The organism is Flavobacterium sp. 2 (assembly GCF_049949195.1).
GTDB lineage: Bacteria > Bacteroidota > Bacteroidia > Flavobacteriales > Flavobacteriaceae > Flavobacterium.
Window position 1 is genome coordinate 1,250,841 of sequence record NZ_CP188206.1, and the last position, 25,293, is coordinate 1,276,133.

Below are 25,293 nucleotides of genomic sequence, written 5' to 3' on the forward strand. Positions count from 1 at the left end.
TTTTAAAAAAAACAGCTTTTTTTTGTTACTAACAACTTAGAATCTTAGCATCTTAGAAACTTAGAGTCTTAGAAAAATTTCGTAACTTTAATTGTTTAAAACAAAAATCATGAAGAAATTCATTTACATATTGATTGTTTTATTTACAGTAATAGCGTGTTCTACAGGTTCAAAAAATAACGCGGTTGCTGCAAATTCTCCTAAGACAAATTCTGGCGTAAATGATACTGTCCGAATTGCAAATGATTCTCTTGAATATGAAGTTATTATAATTGACAATGGCTTTTCAACCTGGTTGGCATCAATTGCACAACCACGAAATTATTATTCTCTTAGTTATCTTGAAAACAAAAATTTCCTGTATGTAACGGAATGGAATAATCGCGTACGCCAGCCACAGCTTTACAATCCGAATTTATATGAAATGCTGATTGACTATCGTCCTGAGATTCATTATGGCTATGAAGTGAATTACCTTATTTACAACTACATGATTTATTTTCAAAATACTTATAAACAAAAGCTTTGGGGGTACGTTCCATCTAGATAATGTTATTATATTTGTAATCATTACAAATAGCAATGAATAAATTAAAGCAACGCTGGGGAATAACCTCAAATTTTCAAGCCATTATCATTCTTATCGTTTTTGCCATCACCGGATCGGCATCTGCGTGGCTGTCTAAACCTTTCTGCGTTTGGCTCGGAATTACAAAACAAGATTTTGGAGGTTGGTTTACTTTAATTCGTCTACTTATTATTTTCCCTATTTATCAAGTTTTGTTGGTTGCCATTGGAACTATTTTTGGGCAATTCAAATTCTTTTGGAATTTCGAAAAGAAAATGCTTAAAAACATGGGATTAGGTTTTCTGTTTAAAGACTAATCTTCTTTGTTTCTTTTCTGAAAATAATAGGTATAAATCCAAGTAAGTGTAAACGACGGAACAATATCTGTAAAAGGGAGAATTTCTTCAATAAAAGTCAAAACGCTGGCCACTTTCCCTACTCTACCTTTATACATTCTCGCCATTATAAAAGCTGCAATCGGTGCCCAGATTACATCAGCAAAATCTCCAAAAATTGTAATTGCCGAAGTCGCCATACCAATTCCATCCAAAATCAAGCCGATTATAAGTTTTCTGCTTTTATCATCTTCATCTACTACTTTCAAGTCCTGCATGTTACATTTGTTTTTTAGTTCATCTAAATTAAAAATAATTGATCAAATCGAATTATTTCTTTTTCTGAATTAACTTTTAAAATTACCACTTTCTTATTTATTTCTCACCACAGCAAATAATGCTCCAAAATCTCCATCCGTTTGATTCCAATCTTGTGATGGAAGATAGGCACGTGATACAAATCCGTCAAGATAAAGCGCATTTTTACATCCTAAACTTTTAAAATAAATAGCAAAATCATAGAAATTCACTTCGCTTTTCGATAATACAAAAACCACTTTTCCATCAGGGAGAATTCCAACTCCATTTCTAATATTTACATTTTTTGACCCTTCTTTAAAATCAGGATGAATTTTTCCATCAATAAGTAACATTGGCCCAGATTGCGTCGCAAAACTGATTTCACCTTTATTAAAGAAAGTTTCTGTCGTACAAATTTTTGCCGTTTTCTTAGTTGTAATATAAAACACTCCGTTTGGCTTTAAATAAAAATTTCCTGCTGCTTTTGTTGTATCCAAAGGAATAATTTCTCTTTTGTTTTCAATATAAAGTCCCTGAGGAGAATTATCAGTTTTATACATTCCTGCATTCATAACAAAATCTAATTCAAGATTCTTTTTTGCTGTCCAACGCTTCAAATTCTCAATGCTTCCAAAACGTTTCCCATTTTCATCTTTCCAAAATAATTTCAAGTTTTGCTTTTTAACATCCACTTTATACGTTAAAAATTTATCATTAGAATATTTATCAGCATTCGCAAAAAGCAATGAAAATCCTGCTATCAATACAAATAGGAATATTTTTAATTTCATTTTTAAAATATTATTTAGTTAAAGATAAACCTAAATTACATCATAAAATTCTGTTACAACCCATTTTTATATCGATAGATTCTTCGTTTCTTTGTAGAAACAGTTTCAAAAAATGATACACGCAAAAAATATACATAAATTCTACGATCAGCTTGAAGTTTTAAAAGGAGTTGATTTGCATATTAAAAAAGGAGAAATTGTTTCGATTGTAGGCGCTTCTGGTGCCGGAAAAACTACTTTATTGCACATTCTGGGAACATTAGACAAACCTTCAAACGGCAATACAGATACTTCATTAACTATAAATGGAGAAAATATTCTGAAACTAAATGATAAAGCTTTATCTAGTTTTAGAAATTTGAATTTAGGTTTTATTTTTCAGTTTCATCAACTTTTGCCTGAGTTTACAGCTTTAGAAAATGTTTGTATTCCTGCTTACATCGCTGGAAAAAAACCATCAGAAACCGAAGCGGAAGCTAAAAAATTGCTAACATTTTTAGGATTATCTCATAGAATTAACCATAAACCAAATGAACTTTCAGGTGGAGAACAACAGCGTGTAGCCGTTGCGAGAGCTTTAATCAATAAACCTGATGTTATTTTTGCCGATGAACCTTCGGGGAATTTAGATACGCATTCAGCCGAAAATCTGCATCAATTATTTTTTCAGCTTCGTGATGAATTTGGACAAACTTTTGTAATTGTGACCCATAACGAAGAATTGGCAAATATGGCCGACAGAAAATTAGTAATGGTTGATGGCCAGATCAGCAACACAGGAACGGCTGAAAATGAATAAAACAGAACTCAAAGATTTTCTTGACGAAAAAGTCATTCAATATAACAATCAGGATTTTATTGAAAGTGATCCTGTGCAAATTCCACATTTGTTTTCCCAAAAAGAAGATATTGAAATTGCTGGTTTTCTTAGCGCCACAATTGCATGGGGAAATCGCAAAATGATCATTAAAAACTCGCATCAAATGATAGAATTAATGGGCAACACGCCTTATGATTTTGTCATGTCACATTCTGATGAGGATTTGGCTCGCTTGGAAAATTTTGTACATCGTACTTTTAACGGAAAAGATTTGGGCGGTTTCATAAAGGGACTTCAGCACATTTACAAAAATCATAATGGTCTGGAAGCTGTTTTTGCCAAAAATCAAGAAGAAAACAGTTTGCAGAAAAGCATTCACGAATTCAAAAAATTGTTTTTCGAAATCGATCATTTACCCCGAACTCAAAAACATATTTCAGATCCACTGAACAATTCGGCAGCAAAAAGAATCAACATGTACTTGAGATGGATGGTGCGTCAAGATGCTAAAGGAGTTGATCTTGGTATTTGGAAAACTATTTCTCCTTCTATTTTATCTTGTCCTTTAGATGTCCATTCTGGAAATGTTGCCCGAAAATTAGGATTGCTTTCACGAAAGCAAAATGACGGAAAAGCTTTGGCCGAACTAGATTCAAAACTTAGAGAAATGGACAAACAAGATCCTGTAAAATACGATTTTGCGCTTTTCGGTTTAGGCGTTTTTGAAGGATTTTAATCCGAAACTGAGTTCTTTTTCCCTAGCTTTTTTCTGTTTTTTTTCGTAATATTACAGTATAAAGCTATTGGTATGGAGCAACTTATAGGTTATATCAAACATTTTGTCATTCCATTTTTCTTAATCATAACTTTATCTCTGATCGTAATTCTGCTTTTTAAAAGAATACGTTATCAATACACACTGCCTTATCGATCTCAAATTATTCGAAAATCAGAAATTTTTTTAACTGAAATTACGCTTTCCAACCCGGATAAAAATACTTTAAAATACAAAATTTCAAAATTTAAATCTGAAATTCCGATACATAAAAACTGGTGCAAAGACATGCTCATCAGCAATATGATCCTCATGAAAAGCAATTTAAAAGGAAAAACAGCAAAAAATATTCTTTCTATCTACAAACAGCTTGAACTAAATCATTATTCTGCCAGCTTAATTCGGGACTTTAGAAAATATAAAAAATGCCTTGGATTTTATCATTTTCAGGCTATAGGATATAGACCCGGAATTCATATGATTAAAAAATATTTGCTACATCCCAACCAAATTATTCTTTCTAATGCCAATATCGCCTTTTTAGCACTTTCAAAAGGCAACTGGCTGGCTTTGGATAAAATTCCGATAAAAGTATCGCGCATCACAACCATAAAAGTAATGGATGTGCTGCATTCTGAAAATATCCCAATTCCGAAAGACATTGATCTTTGGATACATTCAGAAAAAAAAGCCATTTTAAAACTCGCTGTAATGACGATGGTATTTTATAATTACAGAAATAAATCGGCTGAGATTATAAAACTCCTTCACCACAAACACAAAGCATTAAGAATCGACGTTATAATCGCCATTCGTGATCTTTATTTAAATGAAGCTGAAGAAGAACTTCTTTCTTTATTTGACAAAGAAGCTATTGATGTTCAATTAGAAATACTAGAAACATTGGCCGTGATAGGATCAGAAAAAACAATTTCTTTTTTAAAGAATGAAATTCCAAAACAAGAAATAAAAGATTTAAAATTGAAAATGGTTTTTTGTTACAATACGTTAGACGCTGCTGGTGTAGATCAATTAGGAAGTCAGGATGCTGACACCCAAAAAATGATTAATCATATTAGAAAAATAGAATTATGATAATAGATTTTTTATATCTGCTGATTCATTGCTATGCTATTTTTGCAGGTATATTTTCTATTGCTTACATTTTATTTTATGTTTTTTTGGCCATACTATCTTATTTTGCCATCATTAAACACGTCAAATATCAGCGTTATCTTGAGGAGGAAGTTTTGCTTCGTTCCAATCATATTTTAGGGGTTTCTGTTGTAGCTCCTGCCTTCAATGAAGGAGTTAATATTGTTTATAATGTAAAATCACTGCTTTCGCTGACTTATCCAAAATATGAAGTTATTATTGTAAATGACGGAAGTACAGATGATACACTTGAAAAATTAATCTCCGAATTTGATTTAGCCAAAATCGATTTTTATTATCAGGAGAAAATCCCAACAAAGCCTGTTCGAGGACATTATAGATCCAAAAATCCTGTTTATTCTAAATTGCTCGTTGTAGATAAAATCAACGGAAAGAGCAAAGCCGATGCCTCAAATGCTGGCATAAATTCCTCGCAATATCCTCTTTTTTTATGTACCGATGTAGATTGCATTTTAAAACGGGATACTATTTTGAAGCTTGCAAAACCTTTTATGGAAAGCACAACGCGTGTTATTGCAAGTGGCGCGGGAATCAGAATTTCAAATTCATGTGATGTCAAAGAAGGTTTTTTGCTTAAAGTTCATTATCCAAAAGAATGGTATCCGCGTTTTCAGGAATTAGAATATGTTCGTTCTTTTTTGTTTGGAAGAATGGCCTGGAGCCAAATCAACGGCTTACTTTTAGTTTCTGGCGGACTCGGAATGTTTGACAAAGAGATTGTGGTGAATGCCGGAGGATATTGGCATCAGTCTTTAGGCGAAGATATGGAATTGATTACCCGCATGCGAAGATACATGCACGACAGCAATAAAAAGTTTTTAATAAAATACATTCCGGAATCACTTTGCTGGACTGAAGTTCCAAGTACAAAAACCGTTTTTTTAAGACAAAGAATACGCTGGGCGCGCGGACTCATTCAAACGCTTTATCTGCATCGAAAAATGTTTTTGAATCCAAAATATGGAAAAACGGCATTTTTAATTTTGCCATTCTTCTTTTTATTTGAATTTATGGTTCCGATTATTGAATTTATCGGCATTATAACTTTGATTTCCAGTTTTGTATTAGGATTGATTAATTTTCAATTTTTGCTGATTGTCAGTCTTTTGATTTATCTTTTTTATCTCTCAATAACCATCATTTCGATATTGATTGATGAAACCCTGTATCGGACGTATTCAAATTACAAAGAGCTTCTTACACTAATCGGAATGGCGGCAATTGAACCGTTTGTCTATCATCCTGTTACTGTTTATGCGGCTTTAAAAGGATATTGGTATTTCTTTGGAAAAAAAGAACAAAAGTGGGGCGTTATGGTTCGAAAAGGTTTTGATCAGCCAAATAAAAAATAATGTGATTATGAAATACGACAGAATTTTACATACAAGCCTGATGATTTGGATTATTCTATTTTCTGTTCAAAATATAAAAGCACAGAAGATTGATACTGACAGCCTTTTGACTGTAATAACCAACAACATGAAAAATACACATCCTGACTATAAACTCAATATTCAGAGAGCATTATTAGGAAAAAAAACAGCTCCGGATTATCTCGATTTTTATCTGGCTTTAGGACGCAATTATGATTTGACGAATGCAAAAGACAGCGCAAGATATTATTACAATTATGTAATTGATAAAAACCCAAAATATCAGGAAGCTTTTATTTATCTGATTAACCTGAATATTGATGAAAAAAAATATGATGAAGGAATTGCAGTCGCAAATAAAGCCATTGAATTATATCCTGATGAAAAAGTATATCGGCTTAAACGAATTGCTTTTTATTCTTTACAGAACGACACTGAAAATGAAGCCAAATATCTAAAATCAATTAAGGCTAAATTTCCAAATGATCCGGAAATTCAGCAATTGCTTTATGAATTGTATTCGCAAATCAATATGGATCGTGTTGGCGTGTATTATAATTATACCACAATCAGTCGCGATGGCATTGGTCCTTGGCATTTGGGAAGTGTTGATTATTTGCGCCAGCGCTCTTGGGGAAGCCTAATTGGAAAAGTCAGTTATGCCAAAAGACTTTCGGCGAATTCTGTAATGACAAGCGGACTGCAATTTGAAGCCGAATCCTACCTTTTTGCAAAAAGGAATAATTATTCCTATATTGATGTCGCTTACAGTCAAGACAATGCGTTTCCTAAATTGAGATTAGGGTATTCCTATTTTCATAATTTTAACAAAGGCTGGGAAGCTGATTTGGGCGTTCGTTACATTTTGATGAATGATGATAGCGACGTAAAAACATTAAATATCGGCCTCGGAAAATATTTTGGTTCTTATTGGGTTAATTTAAGGTCTTATATTCAAAGCGAAGGAACTTCATTAACATTCACTTCAAGATATTATTATAAAACAAAGTTTGATTATATTACACTAATTGCTGGTTACGGAACTTCCCCAGATGACAAAACTAGGTCAGCAGATTATGAAAGTAGATTGTCTTTAAAATCGTACCGCTTGAGCGCCGGATTTTTTAAGCTTATAAAAAGTCATTACATCGCAGGATTTATGATTACTGACAATGAACAGGAATACGCGGCAAATAAATTTCAAACAGAACTTGATTTTGCTTTTTTACTGCAATACAAATTTTAAAAATCATGAAAAAGAAGCTTTACATCAAATTACTGCTCCTCTTCTTTTCCCTTTTTAACCTAAATATAATGGCTCAGTCTGAAATTATTATAACGCACAAAAACAGCATTATTTCTAAATCTGATGAAAGTCGTGATGCCGCTTTGATTCTAAAAAAATACATCGATAAGGCTTTTGCAAAAGAATTTGAAAATATTTCCCAAAACAAAAATGACGATGCGTCCGAAATAATTCTGCAAATTTCTGATGAAGAAAAATTAAAACCGACTGAGTTTCTAATCAAAAGCGATTCAAAATCCATTTATCTGATTGCTCAAAATCCAAAATACCTGCGTTATGCTGTTTACACTTTACTGGAAATTTGGGAATTCCGAAAATTCACTGCGACTGAAACCTATATTCCAAAAGTAACCGAATTTTCATTTCCTAAAAACTCTATAAAACGATATCAGCCTTCTTTTGATTATCGCGCATTATTTTTTCCAGATTGCTACGATGAAGCTTTTCGGGATTGGCATAAACTCGATTGGCATATTGATGATTTTGGTATTTGGGGACATTCTTTCAATGTTCTTATACCGCCAAAAGAGTATTTCAAAAACAATCCAAAGCTTTTTGCTTTGTATGAAGGAAAAAGAAACGGCGAATCTTTATGCATGACAAATGATACGGTTGTTGATTTGATCGAGAAAAAAATGGCCAAAATTATTGCCGAAAAACCAGATGCACAATTTTATTCTATAAGCCAAAATGACGATGTAGTATATTGTGAATGTACCGAATGCCGAAAATTAAACGAGAAATATGGCGGCCCTCAAGGCTCATTTTATTATTTTCTGAATAAAGTTGCAGCGCAATTTCCAAAAACAAAAATTACAACACTAGCCTATCTACATACGTTCAAACCTCCCGTTAATTTAAAAATAGCTTCAAATATTTATACCATTTTATGTCCAATTGAATTAAACCGTAGTAAAGCTATTTCAGCACAAAGCGCACCTTCATTTATGAAAGTTCTAGACAATTGGAGCAAAACTTCTCCGCATTTATTCCTTTGGGATTACACTGTTCAGTTTTCTAATTATATGTCGCCTTTTCCAAATTTTGAACCTTTTCAAAGCAATTATAAGCTTTTTGAAAAAAACAAAGTGAAAGGTTTATTTGTTCAGGGGTACGCTGATCTTCCTGGAGATTTTTCAGAATTAAGACAATATCTTTTAGCAAAACTGCTTTGGGATACAAACATTGATATCAAAGCCGTCACAGCTGATTTTTTAAGAGGTTTTTACGGAAAAGCCGCACCACATATAAGTGATTATTTGAAACTTTTGACTGAAAACCAAAATAAAAGCAATTCTTATTTAGACATTTATTCGGGTCCGGTTCAAGCCCGAAATACGTTTTTGAGACCCGATGCAATGGATCAATATGATAAATTGCTTGAACTAGCATCTGACGCTGTAGCGGATGATAATACTTTAAAAGAGAGAGTTTTAAAACTTCGTCTGGCTCTCGAATTTGTTTATTTTGAACAATCTAAATTTTATGGAAAAAACCAACATGGAATGTTTACCGTAAATAATAAAGGAGAAAAAGAAGTCAAAGATAAATTGACTGAAAGAGTTTTGAATTTCAGCAAATCTTGTAATGATCTTGGAATTTACGAATTAAGTGAAGACGGGCTTTCACCTGATAAATATTATCAGGAATGGCTGAAAATTTGCGAAAATAGGACAACGCATTTAGGTGAAGATTTGAAAGTAAATTTTTTAACTGAACCTTCTGAGGATTTTAAAGGTAAAGGAAGTTACGGACTTGTTGATGGAAATCTGGGGTATAAAGATTTCAACATCAACTGGATTGGCTGGTATGGCACCAATCCTTCTTTTGAAATTGAAACCAAAAAATTGAATTTTAATGTTCTAAAACTAAATTTCCTCGAAGATCAGCGACATTGGATTTTTCCACCGAAAAAAATAAAAATTTATGGTTTTAAAGATCAGAAATGGAAGCTCTTACAGGAGAAAATTTATGATATTTTAACAGAAGACTATGAAATTACAACAAAATCATGGGAATTTAAAGATCTGAGCTTTAGTAGTTTTGCTAAAATAAAAGTACTAGTAGAAAATCAATCCAAATTACCAGAATGGAGAATCAGAAAAAACAAAAAACCAATGGTAATGATTGACGAAATTGAACTTTACAAAAAATAAAAGCCAAAAAAACAAAATGAATACCAACGAAAAAAAAATTATGATCATCGAAAATGATGATATGGCAATTGAAATTCTAAAATTCATTTTAAAAAAAGAAGGTTACAAAATAAGTGTTGCCAAAGATGGCATGAACGCACTAGAACGCATTCCAGTTATTTTGCCTGATTTGGTCATTACGACGATTATTATACCGCTCAAATCTGGATTGGAGATTATCAATCATATTAAAAAAAACTTCCCAAATATTCGTGTTATTGCGCTCTCATCACTTGGCGAAGAGGAAAATACAGTAGAAGAAGCCTTTGAGTTGGGCGTTGATGATTTTATTGCAAAACCTTTTAATCCAAATGAACTTTTATTGCGAATAAAGCGATTATTATAACTTTTTAAAGTCTCTTTTTGAGAAATACGAAAGCAATAATCGATCGTAATTCTTAACAGATGCCAATTTTTCAGCTATTTATAGCTATCTTTGCACAAAATTTAATGCAAATGAGCACTTTCGAAAAATTCAATCTTCCAAAATCATTACAAAAAGCTGTAGACGAATTAGGTTTTGTTACACCAACTCCTATTCAGGAAAAATCTTTCTCTGTAATCATGTCTGGACGCGATATGATGGGAATTGCGCAAACCGGAACTGGTAAAACATTTGCCTATTTATTGCCTCTTTTAAAGTTATATAAATTTACAAATACCAATACTCCAAAAATTGTTGTACTTGTTCCAACTCGTGAATTAGTAGTTCAGGTTGTCGATGAAGTTGAAAAATTGACTAAATACATGTCAGTTAAAACTTTAGGAATTTATGGAGGTGTAAACATCAATACACAAAAGAAAGCTGTTTATGAAGGTGTTGACATTTTAGTTGGAACTCCTGGACGTACGATGGATTTGGCTTTAGACGCAGTTGTTCGTTTTGACGAAACACAGAAATTAGTTATTGATGAGTTTGATGAAATGTTGAATTTAGGTTTCAGACCACAGCTGACATCACTTTTGGCAATGATGAAAACGAAACGTCAAAACATTCTGTTTTCTGCAACGATGACAGATGAAGTTGATGATATTTTAAATGATTATTTTGATTTCCCTGAAGAAGTTACGCTTGCGGCTTCTGGAACGCCTCTTGAAAAAATTACTCAGATTACATACAATGTTCCTAATTTTAATACAAAAGTAAATCTGCTGAAACATTTATTAGAAACAGACGAAAGCATGAGCCGTGTTTTGGTTTTCGTAAATAATAAAAAGATTTCAGATATGCTTTTCAATCGTATTGATGAGCTTTTTGAAGGACAATTTGGTGTAATTCACTCGAATAAATCTCAAAATTACCGTTTGAGTACAATGGCTGAATTTCAGGAAGGAAATCTTCGCGGTTTAATCACAACCGACGTTATGGCGAGAGGTTTGGATATTTCTAATATCACGCACGTTATCAACTTCGAGCTTCCGGAATTACCAGAATTGTACATGCACAGAATTGGTCGTACAGGTCGTGCAGACGCAACCGGAACTGCAATTAGTTTTGTTGCTCCAAGAGAAGAAGAATACAAAATCGAAACCGAACTTTTGATGGATCAGGAACTTGAAGTCACTGATTTTCCTGAAGAAGTTGAAGTTTCAACCAAACTTATTGAACCTGAAAAAGACAGACAACCTATTAAGTTTTTAATGAAAAAAGTAAAACTTGATGGTGAAGGTGCTTTTCATGAAAAATCTAAAAAGAATAAAAAAGTCAACTTGGGCGGTCCTTCTAAAACAAAAAAGAAAACACACGGTTCTGTCAATCGAAATATGTTGAAAACGAGAGATAAAAAGAGAAAAGATAAGGATAAATAAAATTTTAGGTGCTAAGGTACTAAGTTGCTAAGATTCTAAGTTTTAAAAATATTAAAAGGCTCAATAATACTTGTATTATTGAGCCTTTTTTCTTAGCATCTTAGTCCCTTAGAACCTTAGCAACTTTGATTAAATTTTCGTAAAAACCAAACCAACCGGCGAACATAATTCAATTCGTTTTCCAGTATCAGTAAGTTTTCCGGTCGCTTTATCTCTTTTAAAAATAACAATATCATTTGTGTATTGATGTCCAACTAAAAGGTAATTTCCTGTTGGATCAATCGCAAAATCTCTTGGGCCTTTTCCTAGTGTACTTTGTTGCTCCACTAATTCCAGGCTTCCGTTTTTTTGAATTTTATATACCGAAATAGCGTTTGCGTCTACACGATCTGTTAAATATAAAAAGTTTCCGTCTGGAGAAATCTTGATTGCAGCTGCTCCTGTTCCGCCTTTAAAACCTTGTGGTAAAATACTAGTTTCAGCGATTACTTTTAAAACTCCCGTTTTATCATAGCTAAATGATGTAAGTGTTCCGTCCAATTCCTGAACCAAATAAACAAATTTACCATCTTTGCTAAAAGTCAAATGTCTTGGTCCGCTTCCTGGTTTTACATCAACACTTCCTTTTAAAGTCAGTATTTCATTTTTAGAATTTGGATTGTATTTATAAATAAAAACTTTATCAAGTCCTAAATCATTCGACAAAACAAACTTTTTGTCTGGAGAAAAAACAACTTGATGCACATGTGCTTTTTCCTGACGCGCCACATTTGGGCCTTTTCCTTCATGCTGAATCAATTGCTGCACAGTCGATATGCTTCCATCAGCATTTTTCTTAAAAACCACAATGTTTCCGCCAGAATAATTCGCAACAATCACATTTTTATCGTCATTAATTAAATGGCAAGGATCAGCTCCTAAAGCGTCGTTTGTATTTAAAAATTTAAGTTTTCCCGAAGCCGAGTCAAAGCCAAATGCGCTAACTGCACTTTGAGTTCCGTTTTCATTTACAGCATAAACAAATTTATTATTCGCAGAAACCGATAAATAACTCGGACTTATTACATTTTCTGAAGAATTTTTAAGCTTAAAATCACCTGATGCAGCATCGAATTCGTAAACATAAATTCCGTTGCTTTGGCATTTATTGGTATAAGTTCCAACTAATAAGTTGAATTTATTTTGAGCTTTTCCAGTTACCACTGCCAAAGCTGAAAATAAGATTACATATATTTTTTTCATATTCCATTATTTTTTGAATAGGCTAAAATACGCATTAATATCTTTTTTAAATAGTTTCTTTGTTACAAAAGAAATTACAAAAGTTACATTTTTTTGATGTTTTTCCGCAGAATATATTAGTCAAATAAGTTATATAAGCTGAATCCATTTAATCAATTATTCACTTTCCACTTTATGACTTTCGACTTTGGACATTAATTTGTATTTTTGACCTGCATCTTCGCGAAAAACAAAACGTAGCGAAGTAAATCGAAGCCAGAATGCATTTTAAACATCCCGAAATTCTATACTTTCTGTTTTTATTGATTGTTCCAATTTTGGTTCATTTATTTCAATTACGACGTTTTAAGACTTCTTATTTTACCAATGTTCGTTTCCTGAAAGAACTTGCCATTCAGACTCGTAAAAGTTCAAAAATCAAAAAACGATTATTACTTGCCACGAGATTATTACTTCTGACATGTGCAATTATTGCTTTTGCACAACCCTTTTTTGAAGCCAAAGACAGCAAAAATGCTACGAATGAAATGTATATTGTTTTAGACAATTCGTTCAGTATGCAGGCAAAAGGAAAAAAAGGAGAATTGCTAAAGCGTGCCGTTCAGGAATTACTGGAAAACACGCCAGAAACCACTCAATTTTCTCTTTTAACAAACACCGAAAATTATTGGAATACTGATATTAAAGCTTCAAAGAGTGCATTGCAAAATCTAAATTACAGTGCTACTCCTTTTGAGCTCTCTTCTATTTTGGCAAAGATAAAAGCCCATAAATCAGCCTATAAAAAAGATATTGTTATTATTACTGATGCAGTTGGTTTGGCTGAAAAAGACATAAAAAATATTGACTTTGAGGAAAAACCATATTTCATAATTTCTGAAGCCGAACAAAAAAATAACGTTTCAATTGATAGCGTTTATATCAATCAGACTTTGGAAAATTTCTATGAAATTGGCGTAAGTTTATCTGCTTACGGCGATGATTTTAGTCCGATTTCGACAGCTTTATACAATCAAAATAAGTTAATTGCCAAAACGATCATCAATTTTGATACAAAGAAAAAGAAAATCAATTTTACGATTCCAAAAGAAGCTTTTCATGGTTATGTTTCTATAGAAGATAATGGCTTGACGTATGATAACAAATTGTATTTCAGTATTTCTAAAAATAAAAAAACGAACGTAATCAGTATAGGCGAACCGGAAAAAAGTAATTTCTTATCGAGAATTTATACTCCAGCCGAATTCAATTACAACAATTATTCAATCAGTTCTTTGGACTATAATAGCTTAGAAAAACAAAATACAATCATTTTAAATGAATTAATTGAAGTTCCTCAGGCATTGCAAACCACTTTAAAAGCTTTTGTTTCAAAAGGCGGAAATTTGGTCATCATTCCTTCTGAAAAAACTTCAGTTTCGAACTTTAATTCTTTCTTAGGGAATTTTGGAAAAATTCAGTTTAATTATTTAAAAACTGAAAGTAAACTGATTACGAAAATAAACTTCGATCATCCATTATTTTCAGGAGTTTTTGAGAATAAAATAACGAATTTCCAATATCCAAAAACAAATTCTTCATTTGCGGTTTCAAGTCCGTATCCGGCTGTTTTGTCTTATGAAGACCAAAGTCCTTTTGTAACGGCAATTCAAAATTCGGTTTCCGGAATTACTATTTTTTCGGCACCAATAAATAGTGTGAATTCGAATTTTCAGCAGTCGCCTTTAATTGTTCCGTTATTTTATAAAATAGCGCAACACAATCAAAAAACTGGCGTAAATGCATTGACAATTGGAAACAATCAACCTTATTTTGTCGATGTTCTATTGACAAAAGATGCCATTTTAGAAGTAAAAGGAACAGAAGATTCCTTCATTCCAATTCAGCAAATCTTAAACAGTAAAGTCAAATTAACATTTAATGATTTCCCGGAAACAGCTGGAAATTATAGCATTTTTGACAAAAAAGAATGGGTTGAAAACTTGAGTTTCAATTACAAAAGAACGGAAAGCGACCTGAGTCAGGTAAACACAAACGTAGTTTCCGATTTCAAAACCGCCGATACAATTTCGACCATTTTTAATACGTTACAAACTGAACGAACAGACAGCCAAATTTGGAAATGGTTTGTTATCTTTGCACTGTTATTTTTAGCATTAGAAATGGCAATTATAAAATTTGTAAAATGATTTTTTTACCATTAAGACATTAAGATTATTAAGTTTTTACTTTATGAACTTACTTTTTTAATGTTTAGAAAATTAAGTTCCTCCCTTTATTAACTTAATTCCTTAATGGTAAAAACAAAAACATTTAATGTTTGAATAAAATAAATATCCAAAATATGAAACTAATCATCAAAAGCGCCAAAATTATCGACTCAAAAAGTCCGTTTCATAATCAGACAGTTGATCTTTTAATTGCAGATGGTTTAATAGAAAAAATTGGCGTTTCACTTCCTAACGATGATGCCGAAGTAGTACGATTTGACAATCTTCACATTTCTCAAGGTTGGTTTGATAGCAGCGTTTCTCTCGGAGAGCCAGGTTATGAAGACAGAGAAACTATTGCAAACGGATTAAATGTTGCAGCAAAAAGCGGTTTTACAGCGATTGCATTACAGCCAAACTCCTTACCTATTATTGACAATCAATCTCAAGTAAATTTTGTAAAAAATAAAGCAAATGGTTTTGCGACTGAAATTTTCCCAATTGGAGCTTTAACAAAAGCCAGCGAAGGAAAAGATATGGCAGAACTTTTTGATATGAAAAATTCCGGAGCGATTGCTTTTGGGGATTATAACAAAAGTATCGACAACGCTAATATTTTAAAAATTGCTTTGCAGTATGTACAGGATTTTGACGGATTAGTAATCGCATATTCGCAAGATCCAAACATTAAAGGAAACGGAGTTGCAAACGAAGGAATTGTTTCTACAAGATTAGGCTTAAAAGGAATTCCGAATTTAGCGGAAGAACTGCAAATTTCAAGAAACTTATTTTTATTAGAATATACAGGCGGAAGACTTCATATTCCAACAATTTCTACAGCAAAGTCGGTTCAACTGATTAGAGAAGCTAAAGCAAAAGGTTTAAATATAACTACAAGTGTTTCCGTACATCATTTGGTTTTAACCGATGAAAAACTAGACGGTTTTGACACACGTTTTAAAGTGACTCCGCCATTAAGAACTGAAGTTGACAGACAAGCTTTACTTAACGGAATTGCTGATGGAACCATCGACATGATTACATCAGACCATAATCCGATTGATATTGAATTCAAAAAGATGGAATTTGATATGGCCAAAAATGGAACCATTGGTTTAGAAAGTGCTTTTGGATCTTTATTGACTGTTTTACCGGTCGAAACTATTGTTGCAAAACTAACTTCTGCAAGAACTATTTTCGGTTTAGAAAATAATTCAATTGAAGAAGGTGCAAAAGCTAATTTCACTCTATTTACAACCGAAGGAAAATCAACTTTTACGAAAGAAAACATTCTTTCAAAATCTAAAAATTCTGCTTTTTTAGGAACTGAAATCAAAGGTTCTGTGTACGGAATTTTCAATCAAAATCAACTTGTTACAAAATAATACAATGAACAATACAGTCGAAGAAGGAAAATCAATTGCTATTACCAGTTACATCTTAATCATTGGTGTTTTGATTGCGATGAGCATGAATTCTGAAAACAAAAACAGCTTTGCTTCTTTTCATATCCGTCAGGCTTTAGGTTTATCGCTGACTTTTATTTCTTTCGGAGCTATCATCAGCAATTTCGACAGCTTTTTTATCACTTTCCCAATGTGGATTTGTATTTCAATTCTGTGGACTTTTGGTATTTTTAATGCTATTCAGGGACAAATGAGACCAATTCCATTAGTTGGAAATCTATTTCAGAAATGGTTTAAATCTATCGGCTAGAAAAATTTCAATATTTAAATTCCAACAACTTTTCAAAGTTTGAGCTATGAAAGAAACTCATAACTTATAACTCAAAACTCATAATTCCCAAAAATGAATCTATCTTTAGAATATAAAATACAAGAGCCAAAAGTAATTTTAGATAAAAATCCGTTATTGCTTTTATTGCACGGATACGGAAGCAATGAAGCCGATTTATTCTCTTTTGCCTCTGAACTTCCAGATAATTACTATATCATTTCTACAAGAGCACCTTACGATTTACAATACGGAGCTTACGCTTGGTACGCAATTAATTTTGATGCCGATCAAAATAAATTTTCAGATAATGAACAAGCAAAGACCTCTCGTGATGTAATTGCTTCTTTTATTGATGAATTAGTGGCAAATTATCCAATTGATGCTAATAATGTTACTTTAATCGGATTCAGTCAGGGATCTATTTTAAGTTATGCGACTGCACTTTCTTATCCGGAAAAAATTCAGCGAGTAGTTGCAATGAGTGGCTATTTCAATGAAGAAATCATAAAAGAAGGTTTTGAAAATAACGATTTTAAAAACTTAAAAATATTCGCTTCACACGGAACTGTAGATCAAGTCATTCCGATTGAATGGGCTAGAAAAACTCCGGCAATTTTAGAGAAATTAAATATTCCGGCTATTTATAAAGAATATCCTGTTGGACATGGCGTTGCACCACAGAATTTCTTTGATTTTAAGAATTGGTTAATTTCATAAAAGAAAGAAAAAGATTACACTTTATTATGATTCCAAAAACAAAATATTGTATTTTAGTCTCATAACCCAAATTAGGTTAATTTAAAAAAGATTAAAATAATTAAATACCCAAAAGTTTCTTTAAAAGGAAACTTTTGGGTATTTTTGTAAGGAAGAAAAATGGAGAAATTTTATGATGTAATCTTTTTAGAAGAAGTCTTTACTTTTCTAAAAGAATTAAAACCGAAACATTCGGAAAAAATACTTTACAATATTAGAAAATCACAAACAAAAAATGATCCTGAGCTTTTTAAGAAGTTAAATGATGAAATTTGGGAATTCCGAACTTTATATCATGGAAATCAGTATAGATTATTAGCATTTTGGGATAAAACAGATACACAAAATACTCTCGTGATTTCCACTCATGGGTTTATAAAAAAACAAAGTAAAGTTCCTAATAAAGAAATATCAAAAGCACAAAAACTAAGATTAGAATATTTTAAAAATAAAGATTAATCCAATTTAAAAATATGAAAACATATACCTTAAATCAAGTAACTGATGAAATCATTGGAAAAATTGGAACTCCTGCAAGAGATAAATTTGAATATGATTTACAAATGGATTTAATTGGAAATGCGATTAAACAAACTCGTAAAGAACGCAATTTAACTCAGGAAGAATTAGGGAAGCTAATTGGTGTTCAAAAAGCACAGATATCTAAACTTGAAAAAAATGCTGGAAATGTAACTCTAGAAACTGTTGTCAAAGTTTTTACAGCTCTAAAAGCTAAAGTTAAATTTCAAATAGAATTAACCGACTTATCGATCAGCTTAAATAAGTAATTTTAATCTAATTTCATTTAAAATTTATAACAACATTTATAAACCATCTAATAGTATGAGCGATACAAAACTTGATAATCCAGCATTAATTTTAATTGATATTCAAAAAGGTTTTCATGATATTGCGTATTGGGGCGGAGACAGAAATAATATTGATGCAGAACAAAAAGCCAGTGAACTTCTGGAAATTTGGAGATCTAAAAAATTGCCCATTTTTCACGTACAGCATTGTTCTTCAAATCCAAATTCAATTTTAAATGAAACAAATTCTGGAAATGAATTTCAGGATGTTGTGAAGCCTTTAGAAAGTGAAACTATCATTAAAAAGAATGTCAATAGCGCTTTTATCGGAACAAATTTAAAAGAGCTTCTTGATGATGCCAAAATCACAAATCTTGTTATTGTTGGATTAACAACAGATCATTGTGTCTCTACTACAACCAGAATGGCTGGAAATTTTGGTTACTCTGTACATTTGATTTCTGATGCAACAGCAACTTTCAACAAAAAAGGCATAAATGGAGAAGCGTTTTCTTCAGAAATAATTCATCAAACCGCTTTAGCAAGTTTAAACGAAGAATTTGCCCAAGTTGTTACTTCTGATTTTATTAAAGAAATAATTTAAATATTTGAAATAAAAAAAGTGAAATGTAAAATGGACAAACCAGACTACATTTCACTTTTTACTTTTTACTTTTTATTGTCCTGTATAAAGAATCTTCTCTCCTTTTTTCAAAACATATCCTTTCCAAGGAATTAATTGCCAATCACCATTTACCCACGAATCACCTTCCGATTTTCTTTCTAAAATGATGGATTCTTTTTGAGTGTCTAAAAAAAGTTCTGCCTTGTTCCCTTCAAAAATTACGTATGATGCAGTAGTATATTCTTTTCCGTCATCGTAATGTGACAGTTTTGTCCCTTCAAAAACTCTGATGCATTCTTTTTTAAGTGCTGACCAGGTATATCCGGCTGAAGCTTTACATCCATGAACATCAGACAATGCGCCAACTACTGTTTCTTTTTTGGGTTCACTTTTTGGCTGTTGAGCATCTGTCTTTTCTGGCGATACTTTTTTTGCACAAGAAAATGCAGCGGTGACCATAATTGCAAACAAAATAATCTTTTTCATAATCCTATAATTTTAAAATTGAGCAAAAAAAATAGGATTAAAAAATCCTATTTTTGATATAACCAAGTTTGATTTACTTCAAAGGTAATATTATCATCATTATCCACAAAGTATTTTAACAAGACTTCTCCCCATAATTCTCCATTGCTGTAATCTGCAATAATCCATCTATGGTTTAAAATTTTTATTTTATTGATGATGAATTTCTTTCCTCCAATCATATCCTGACCAGTATATGGATTTCCTTTTGGATTTGCATTTAAATCTAATAACTTTTCAGTTACAACCGGAATCAGTTTTTCATATAAAATCACTTTCCCGCCAGAAGCACTGTTATCAAAATAATTTTGTGCATTTTCGTTGTGCTCCAGCGAAAAATAATCTGCTTCGGCTAATTTTCCAGAAACCAGATTGATGCTGTCTCTAAGCTTCTTAGTAGTTTTATCATATCTGTCCTGCTCAAATTTTACTTGGCCGCTGTAAAACGTATAAGTAAAAACATTCATTAATATTGCAAGGAGAAAAAGATAAAGCATTAAGGATTTTTTCATTTTGTAATGTAATTAAATTGTAATTTCTAAATTATCGTAAGCCAGAAAAACATTTTCCGGAAGGTTTTTTTGAACTTCTTCATGAAAACCTAAAACATGACTAATATGGGTTAAATAGGCTTTTTCAGGTTTTACCAGATTTATAAAATCAAGCGCTTCCTGTAAATTAAAGTGGGTATCGTGAGGCTCTACACGAAGTGCATTTACAACTAAAACTTTTAGATTCTTCAGTTTTTCAACTTCAGCATCTTCAATTGTTTTAACATCAGTTAAATAAGCAAAATCATCAATGCGATAACCAAAAACCTGTAGATCACCATGCATGACATTTATTGGAATTGCTAATTTATCTCCAACGGCAAAAGGTTTATCATTTACAACTTCAATTGTTTTTACACTTGGCGCGCCTGGATATTTGTTCACGGTTTCAAAAACATAATCAAAACGGTGACGTAAATTATCAATCACACGCTGATGTGCATAAACCGGAATCTCACCTTGTCTGAAATTAAACGGACGAATATCATCCAGACCAGCTGTATGGTCCGCATGTTCATGAGTAAACAAAATAGCATCGAGTTTTCGACATCCGCAGGAAAGCATTTGCTGTCTGAAATCGGGGCCGCAATCTACAACATAAGAATGCTCGTCCCACGAAATCCAGATGGATACGCGAAGCCTTTTATCCTTAGCATCAGTGCTTTTGCAAACGGGATGATCAACCCCAATAATCGGGATACCTTGAGAAGTACCTGTACCTAAAAAATAGACCTTCAATTGAACTTAATTTTTTTACAAAAATAGGATTATTTCTCTTTCATTAGAAGCCTAATTTACTAACTTTGTAACAAATCTATTTAAAATAAAATGGGTACAGAAATAAAACTCAAAGGTGACAAGGTCATCGAACAGATTCCTTCTATAAAAGACAAAGCGTTACGCATTAACTTAAACGAGAATATTTACGGAACATTTGCCGAAATTGGCGCTGGACAAGAGACTGTTAGGCACTTTTTCAGATCCGGAGGTTCATCGGGAACAATTGCAAAAGCGATGTCTGCCTATGACAAAGATTTTAGTGACGCCGTTTACGGTATTGAAGGTGACGGCCGTTATGTGACAGAAAACCGACTCAAAAAAATGCTTACGTTTGAAGGAGAATTGATCGAAGAACGTTTGAGTCGCGAAAAACACCCAAATAAACTTTTCTTTAGCTACGCCAATACAGTAGCAACAATTGACTTCGCTAAACAATTTAAAGGTCACGGCTGGGTAGGAATTAGATACCAGATTGAACCAGATGAAGCGTACAACGAAATTATACTTCACATTCGTTTTAAAGAAACTGACGCTAGATTACAACAAGAAACCCTTGGAATTTTAGGTGTAAACTTAATTTACGGCGCATTCTACAAATACAATGATCCAAAACGTTTGCTACGTTATTTATATGATCACTTAGATAAAGATCAGCTTGAAATTGACACAATCAACTTCTCTGGTCCTCGTTTTGCTGATGTTGACAACCGATTGATGAGTTTGCAATTAGTTAAAAACGGAATGACAGACGCCGTAATGTTTAACCCAGAGGGGAAAAACGTATTGCCAGCCGCTGTTTTGTACAAAAAGAATCTTCTTGCTTTTAGAGGAAGTTTCCGTCCTGTTACGAATGTAAATCTTGATATGTATGAGAAATCATTAAAAATGTTTCTCAGCGAGAATAAAGTTGACAAAGACAATACTTTAACCGTTTTTGAAATTACACTTTCGAACCTGCGTTCTGACGGTGAAATTGACGAACGTGATTTTATGGACAGAGCCGAATTGCTTTGTTCGCTAGGTCAGACTGTAATGATTTCGAATTTCCAGGAATATTATAAAGTAGTTGAATATTTTTCTAATTATACTAAAGCCCGAATGGGACTAGCAATGGGTGTAAATAACCTTGTTGATATTTTTGATGAGAAATATTACCGTCATTTAAGCGGTGGAATCTTAGAAGCCTTCGGAAAATTATTCTACCGAGACATGAAAGTATTCTTATATCCAATGTTAGGTGATAATGGCGAAATTATTACTTCAGACAACTTAAAAGTGCATCCTAGAATGAAAGAATTGTACAAATTCTTTAAATTCAACGGAAAAGTGGTTGACATTAAAGATTACAATCCAGACATATTAAATGTATTCTCTCGTCAGGTATTGAAAATGATTGGACAAGGACAATCGGGATGGGAACCAATGCTTCCTTCTGGAGTCGCTGAGATTATAAAAGAACATCATCTTTTTGGATATCATCCACAGAAAGAACTAGAACAAAACTCTTAATATAAAAAAGCCCCAGTAAAAGGGGCTTTTTTTTTGTTTCAAGTTTTTCTTGTTTCAAGTTTCAAGTTACCTTCTTTGCAGTTAAATTTATTCGTCAAGATAACTTGAAACCTGAAACCTGAAACAAAAAAAACTATTTCAAAATCTGCTCTGCGTGTTCTTTTGTTTTTACTTTTTCGATTACCTCATCGATAATCCCGTTTTCGTTGATTACAAATGTTGTTCTATGGATTCCATCGTATTCTCTTCCCATGAATTTCTTTGGTCCCCAAACTCCAAAAGCATTAATAACCGATTTATCTTCATCTGCTAATAAAGGAAATGGCAATTCGTATTTTTCTTTGAATTTTGTTTGCGCTTTCTGGCTGTCTGCACTTACGCCAAGAAGCTCATAATTATTCGCCTGAAAACGATGAAAATTATCTCTTAAATCGCAAGCTTCAGCTGTACAGCCTGGCGTACTTGCTTTGGGATAAAAGAAAACCACTAATTTTTTTCCAGCGTAATCTGCCAGTTTATGCGTTTTTCCTTCCTGATCTACTCCAGAAAAATTTGGCGCTTTATCGCCTGCTTTTAATGTTGTCATATGTTTTTATTTTAGATTTTAGATTGTTGATTTTAGAATAAAGAAAAAAGAGCAAAGAATAAAGATAACTCAAAACTCATAATTCATAATTCATAACTTTTTACATGCCCCAGATTGTAGTGAAAACCCCGGAATTATGACAGTTTACATTTTTTGTATTTAAAAAGCGACCAACGGAAGCTCTTTTAAATACTTAAAAATGTTACTGACATAATGAGGAGTTGTAACGGAAAGCTGGATTAGGCACATCATAAAAATTATACTATTTTTACGGGATTAAAAATACGGAAATGAATAAAGAAGCTCGCGTACAATTTGTTATAAATACGTTAAAAGAACTCTATCCTACTATACCTGTCCCGCTTGATCATAAAGATCCTTATACTTTATTAATTGCTGTTTTACTTTCGGCACAATGTACCGATGTACGTGTGAACCAAATTACACCTTTATTGTTTGCTAAAGCAGATAATCCGTATGATATGGTAAAAATGTCTGTGGAGGAAATTAAGGAAATTATTCGTCCGTGCGGATTGTCGCCGATGAAATCGAAAGGAATTCATGGTTTATCTGAAATTTTGATTGAGAAACACAACGGCGAAGTGCCTCAGAGTTTTGAAGCACTTGAAGCTTTACCTGCAGTTGGACACAAAACGGCCAGCGTTGTAATGTCTCAGGCTTTCGGAGTTCCTGCTTTTCCGGTGGATACACATATTCACAGATTAATGTACAGATGGAATCTTTCCAATGGAAAAAATGTTGTGCAAACCGAAAAAGACGCAAAACGATTATTTCCGAGAGAAATTTGGAACGATCTTCATTTGCAAATTATTTGGTACGGACGCGAGTATTCTCCTGCAAGAGGCTGGAATCTTGAAAAAGATATTATAACTAGAACTGTAGGAAAGAAATCTATAATTGAGGAAATGACAAAAGCAACAAAATAGAAAAAGGCACAAAGTTTTAAACCTTTGTGCCTTTTTCTATTTTTCAATGTGCCTATTCGATAATTAGATAATGAGTTTAAGATGAAATACTATTATCAATTTTCTAATTATCACATTTTCTAATTATCTAATTTTAATTACATTCCCGCTTTCAAAGCATTGTATTCATTTGTCATATCAAGAGACCTGTAAACTCCTAAAAGCGTTTTTGTTACATCTGCATTTTTAGGTTCTATAGTAAGTGCTTTTTTAAGAAATGGAATTGCACTTCTTGCAATATCATCTTTTTTGGCATTTAGTTTATCATATTGCTGCATTTCTTTTGGACTAGTTCCTAAGTTAGCAATTTCATCAGCCAAAGCCTTTTTTTGCTCCAATTTTAAATACGCAAGATTAATATAAGCATCGATATAATTTGGGTTTACCTCTAAAAGAGAATTATATGAAGCTTCTGCTTTCGCATAATCTTTATTTTCCATGTAACAATAAGCCAAATTATTGATAACATCTATTCTTTTTGAAGGAACCGATTCTGTTCTTGGTTTCTCATAAAGACCTTGGTCAATCCCAGATTGTCTTGCTTTTGGTGAAATAAATGCGTCTTCTTCTTTCGTTTTTTTATTTGTAGCATAATAAATAACCCCGCTTCCAGAGTAATTCTTTTTCTTCAACTCTTCATAATATTTAATTGCTGAACCATAGTCTTTTGCATTTAAAGATGAAGAAGCCGCGTTGAATAAATTAAGCGTGTCTTTTTTGTCAAACAAATATACTTTATAACTTTTTTCAGCACTTTCTTTAAATTTACCTGCTTTGAAATCGGCCATTGCACCGTTCACTAAATTAGATTTCATATCCTTTAAAGCAAGGCCGGCTTTTACCGTATATTTAAACTTTCCAGATTCATTTTCGAATAAAAATACGTCCTGATAAGCTTGTGAAGCAAGGCTGAAGTTATTTGCTGCATCAACATTTTTACTAGCTAAATCCTTTAATACATTTCCTTTCAAAAAATAAAAATCAGATTTATCTTCATCTGGTGCATTTATGATAAGATATTCTGTCTTATTTAAAATAGCTATCGCTTCTTGCGAATTACCTTTATCAAAAATAGCCTGTGCATCCTTTATTTGTGCTTTTTGGGCATAAGCCGCAACGTTTATCAATACTATTGATAAAATCATAAGTTTCATTTTCATTGTAGATCAAGTTTGATAGTTAAATAGATTGGGTTCTTCTCTGAGCAATTTTGCTGGTTATCCATGAAATTGGACAAAATTGCACTTTTGACATCCTTGCCATGGATTCAAAAGTTATCAAACTGAATAGTTAGTTAGAGTAGTTTTTTATCATAATTAAACATATTAGGGGAATTAAACATTTCTTTTGTCGCTTTTTAAAAAATCAAACTTTAACAGTATTTACATTATAAATATCATTATTTTCTCTTTTTTCTGCAAAGAATCTATTTTTTTATCTAAAATAGAATTAAAAAGTGAATACGCAATAGAATACCATTCTTTTTTTTGTTAAAATATAACATTTTTTTAACGTTGCTAATATATCAT

Annotated in this window: 27 protein-coding genes; 19 read left to right on the forward strand and 8 right to left on the reverse strand. The window is 32.4% G+C overall.

All coding sequences use genetic code 11. The features are described from left to right. The first annotated feature begins 109 nt into the window (after positions 1 to 109). Positions 110 to 550, forward strand: a complete 441-nt coding sequence (locus ACNFIH_RS05285; protein ID WP_426485786.1) for a DUF6146 family protein — start codon at positions 110 to 112, stop codon at positions 548 to 550. A gap of 32 nt (positions 551 to 582) precedes the next feature. Further along, positions 583 to 885 carry a DUF6787 family protein gene (locus ACNFIH_RS05290; protein WP_426485787.1) on the forward strand — a complete coding sequence of 101 codons (303 nt, stop codon included), beginning with the start codon at positions 583 to 585 and terminating at the stop codon, positions 883 to 885. Here the strand turns inward: ACNFIH_RS05290 and ACNFIH_RS05295 are convergent. Both ACNFIH_RS05295 and ACNFIH_RS05300 read right to left on the reverse strand, forming a co-directional pair. After that, the gene (locus ACNFIH_RS05295) at positions 882 to 1,181 is read right to left on the reverse strand and encodes a hypothetical protein (protein ID WP_426485788.1); all 300 of its coding nucleotides are present in this window, start codon (positions 1,179 to 1,181) and stop codon (positions 882 to 884) included. The genes ACNFIH_RS05290 and ACNFIH_RS05295 overlap by 4 nt on opposite strands. 93 nt (positions 1,182 to 1,274) lie before the next feature. After that, positions 1,275 to 1,994 carry a phosphodiester glycosidase family protein gene (locus tag ACNFIH_RS05300; protein WP_426485789.1) on the reverse strand — a complete coding sequence of 240 codons (720 nt, stop codon included), beginning with the start codon at positions 1,992 to 1,994 and terminating at the stop codon, positions 1,275 to 1,277. 112 nt (positions 1,995 to 2,106) lie between these two features. Between ACNFIH_RS05300 and ACNFIH_RS05305 the strand changes: the two genes are divergently transcribed. The 8 genes from ACNFIH_RS05305 to ACNFIH_RS05340 all read left to right on the forward strand — a co-directional run bounded on the left by ACNFIH_RS05305 (position 2,107) and on the right by ACNFIH_RS05340 (position 11,448). Next, positions 2,107 to 2,793 carry an ABC transporter ATP-binding protein gene (locus ACNFIH_RS05305; RefSeq protein ID WP_142449526.1) on the forward strand — a complete coding sequence of 229 codons (687 nt, stop codon included), beginning with the start codon at positions 2,107 to 2,109 and terminating at the stop codon, positions 2,791 to 2,793. Continuing rightward, entirely contained in the window at positions 2,786 to 3,550 is a 765-nt protein-coding gene (locus tag ACNFIH_RS05310; protein WP_426485790.1) for a TIGR02757 family protein, read from the forward strand. Before ACNFIH_RS05305 ends, ACNFIH_RS05310 begins: the two co-directional genes overlap by 8 nt. Positions 3,551 to 3,622: 72 nt before the next feature. Further along, positions 3,623 to 4,684, forward strand: a complete 1,062-nt coding sequence (locus ACNFIH_RS05315) for a HEAT repeat domain-containing protein (RefSeq protein ID WP_426485791.1) — start codon at positions 3,623 to 3,625, stop codon at positions 4,682 to 4,684. Then, entirely contained in the window at positions 4,681 to 6,117 is a 1,437-nt protein-coding gene (locus tag ACNFIH_RS05320) for a glycosyltransferase family 2 protein (RefSeq protein ID WP_426485792.1), read from the forward strand. The genes ACNFIH_RS05315 and ACNFIH_RS05320 overlap by 4 nt, the downstream gene beginning before the upstream one ends. A 7-nt stretch (positions 6,118 to 6,124) precedes the next feature. Beyond that, the gene (locus tag ACNFIH_RS05325) at positions 6,125 to 7,384 is read left to right on the forward strand and encodes a YaiO family outer membrane beta-barrel protein (RefSeq protein WP_426485793.1); all 1,260 of its coding nucleotides are present in this window, start codon (positions 6,125 to 6,127) and stop codon (positions 7,382 to 7,384) included. Between the two features lie 5 nt (positions 7,385 to 7,389). Beyond that, positions 7,390 to 9,600: a DUF4838 domain-containing protein gene (locus tag ACNFIH_RS05330; protein WP_426485794.1), complete on the forward strand. Its 2,211-nt coding sequence runs from the start codon at positions 7,390 to 7,392 to the stop codon at positions 9,598 to 9,600. A 16-nt stretch (positions 9,601 to 9,616) separates the two neighbouring features. Beyond that, complete coding sequence (locus ACNFIH_RS05335) at positions 9,617 to 9,985, forward strand: response regulator transcription factor (RefSeq protein ID WP_426485795.1); 369 nt, start codon at positions 9,617 to 9,619, stop codon at positions 9,983 to 9,985. Between the two features lie 110 nt (positions 9,986 to 10,095). Then, complete coding sequence (locus tag ACNFIH_RS05340) at positions 10,096 to 11,448, forward strand: DEAD/DEAH box helicase (RefSeq protein ID WP_426485796.1); 1,353 nt, start codon at positions 10,096 to 10,098, stop codon at positions 11,446 to 11,448. 129 nt (positions 11,449 to 11,577) lie between these two features. Here the strand turns inward: ACNFIH_RS05340 and ACNFIH_RS05345 are convergent, their stop codons facing one another. Continuing rightward, complete coding sequence (locus ACNFIH_RS05345; protein WP_426485797.1) at positions 11,578 to 12,690, reverse strand: lactonase family protein; 1,113 nt, start codon at positions 12,688 to 12,690, stop codon at positions 11,578 to 11,580. A 260-nt stretch (positions 12,691 to 12,950) separates the two neighbouring features. Here ACNFIH_RS05345 and ACNFIH_RS05350 point away from each other — a divergent pair, with 260 nt between their 5' ends. From ACNFIH_RS05350 to ACNFIH_RS05380, 7 genes are all read left to right on the forward strand, one after another. Beyond that, positions 12,951 to 14,879, forward strand: coding sequence for a BatA domain-containing protein (locus tag ACNFIH_RS05350; RefSeq protein ID WP_426485798.1), 1,929 nt, complete (start codon positions 12,951 to 12,953; stop codon positions 14,877 to 14,879). Positions 14,880 to 15,034: 155 nt separating this feature from the next. Further along, entirely contained in the window at positions 15,035 to 16,285 is a 1,251-nt protein-coding gene (locus tag ACNFIH_RS05355) for a dihydroorotase (protein WP_426485799.1), read from the forward strand. 4 nt (positions 16,286 to 16,289) lie between these two features. Next, the gene (locus tag ACNFIH_RS05360) at positions 16,290 to 16,616 is read left to right on the forward strand and encodes a membrane protein (RefSeq protein ID WP_026729205.1); all 327 of its coding nucleotides are present in this window, start codon (positions 16,290 to 16,292) and stop codon (positions 16,614 to 16,616) included. A gap of 93 nt (positions 16,617 to 16,709) precedes the next feature. Further along, entirely contained in the window at positions 16,710 to 17,354 is a 645-nt protein-coding gene (locus ACNFIH_RS05365; protein ID WP_426485800.1) for an alpha/beta hydrolase, read from the forward strand. A gap of 159 nt (positions 17,355 to 17,513) precedes the next feature. Beyond that, positions 17,514 to 17,852 carry a type II toxin-antitoxin system RelE/ParE family toxin gene (locus ACNFIH_RS05370; RefSeq protein ID WP_426485801.1) on the forward strand — a complete coding sequence of 113 codons (339 nt, stop codon included), beginning with the start codon at positions 17,514 to 17,516 and terminating at the stop codon, positions 17,850 to 17,852. Positions 17,853 to 17,866: 14 nt separating this feature from the next. Next, on the forward strand, positions 17,867 to 18,181 hold the full coding sequence (locus tag ACNFIH_RS05375; RefSeq protein WP_035648718.1) for a helix-turn-helix domain-containing protein: 315 nt from the start codon (positions 17,867 to 17,869) through the stop codon (positions 18,179 to 18,181). 55 nt (positions 18,182 to 18,236) lie between these two features. Then, positions 18,237 to 18,806 carry a cysteine hydrolase family protein gene (locus ACNFIH_RS05380; RefSeq protein ID WP_426485802.1) on the forward strand — a complete coding sequence of 190 codons (570 nt, stop codon included), beginning with the start codon at positions 18,237 to 18,239 and terminating at the stop codon, positions 18,804 to 18,806. Between the two features lie 72 nt (positions 18,807 to 18,878). On the opposite strand, the gene ACNFIH_RS05385 is transcribed toward ACNFIH_RS05380, so the two are convergent. The 3 genes from ACNFIH_RS05385 to ACNFIH_RS05395 are packed head-to-tail and all read right to left on the reverse strand — an operon-like array spanning position 18,879 to position 20,641. Then, positions 18,879 to 19,313 carry a hypothetical protein gene (locus ACNFIH_RS05385; RefSeq protein WP_426485803.1) on the reverse strand — a complete coding sequence of 145 codons (435 nt, stop codon included), beginning with the start codon at positions 19,311 to 19,313 and terminating at the stop codon, positions 18,879 to 18,881. A 47-nt stretch (positions 19,314 to 19,360) separates the two neighbouring features. Further along, on the reverse strand, positions 19,361 to 19,864 hold the full coding sequence (locus tag ACNFIH_RS05390) for a hypothetical protein (protein WP_035648726.1): 504 nt from the start codon (positions 19,862 to 19,864) through the stop codon (positions 19,361 to 19,363). A gap of 12 nt (positions 19,865 to 19,876) precedes the next feature. Next, positions 19,877 to 20,641 (reverse strand): MBL fold metallo-hydrolase, encoded by a 765-nt coding sequence (locus tag ACNFIH_RS05395; RefSeq protein ID WP_426485804.1) that lies wholly within the window; start codon positions 20,639 to 20,641, stop codon positions 19,877 to 19,879. Positions 20,642 to 20,731: 90 nt separating this feature from the next. On the opposite strand from ACNFIH_RS05395, the gene ACNFIH_RS05400 reads away from it, so the two are divergent. After that, a complete protein-coding gene (locus ACNFIH_RS05400) occupies positions 20,732 to 22,192 on the forward strand; it encodes a TonB-dependent receptor (RefSeq protein ID WP_426485805.1) in 1,461 nt (486 codons plus the stop codon). 133 nt (positions 22,193 to 22,325) lie between these two features. Here the strand turns inward: ACNFIH_RS05400 and bcp are convergent, their stop codons facing one another. After that, positions 22,326 to 22,778, reverse strand: a complete 453-nt coding sequence (gene bcp / locus ACNFIH_RS05405) for a thioredoxin-dependent thiol peroxidase (protein ID WP_142449540.1) — start codon at positions 22,776 to 22,778, stop codon at positions 22,326 to 22,328. Positions 22,779 to 23,068: 290 nt separating this feature from the next. On the opposite strand from bcp, the gene ACNFIH_RS05410 reads away from it, so the two are divergent. Then, positions 23,069 to 23,725, forward strand: coding sequence for an endonuclease III domain-containing protein (locus ACNFIH_RS05410; protein WP_426485806.1), 657 nt, complete (start codon positions 23,069 to 23,071; stop codon positions 23,723 to 23,725). A 137-nt stretch (positions 23,726 to 23,862) separates the two neighbouring features. On the opposite strand, the gene ACNFIH_RS05415 is transcribed toward ACNFIH_RS05410, so the two are convergent. After that, the gene (locus ACNFIH_RS05415; RefSeq protein WP_426485807.1) at positions 23,863 to 24,924 is read right to left on the reverse strand and encodes a tetratricopeptide repeat protein; all 1,062 of its coding nucleotides are present in this window, start codon (positions 24,922 to 24,924) and stop codon (positions 23,863 to 23,865) included. Positions 24,925 to 25,293: the final 369 nt, after the last annotated feature.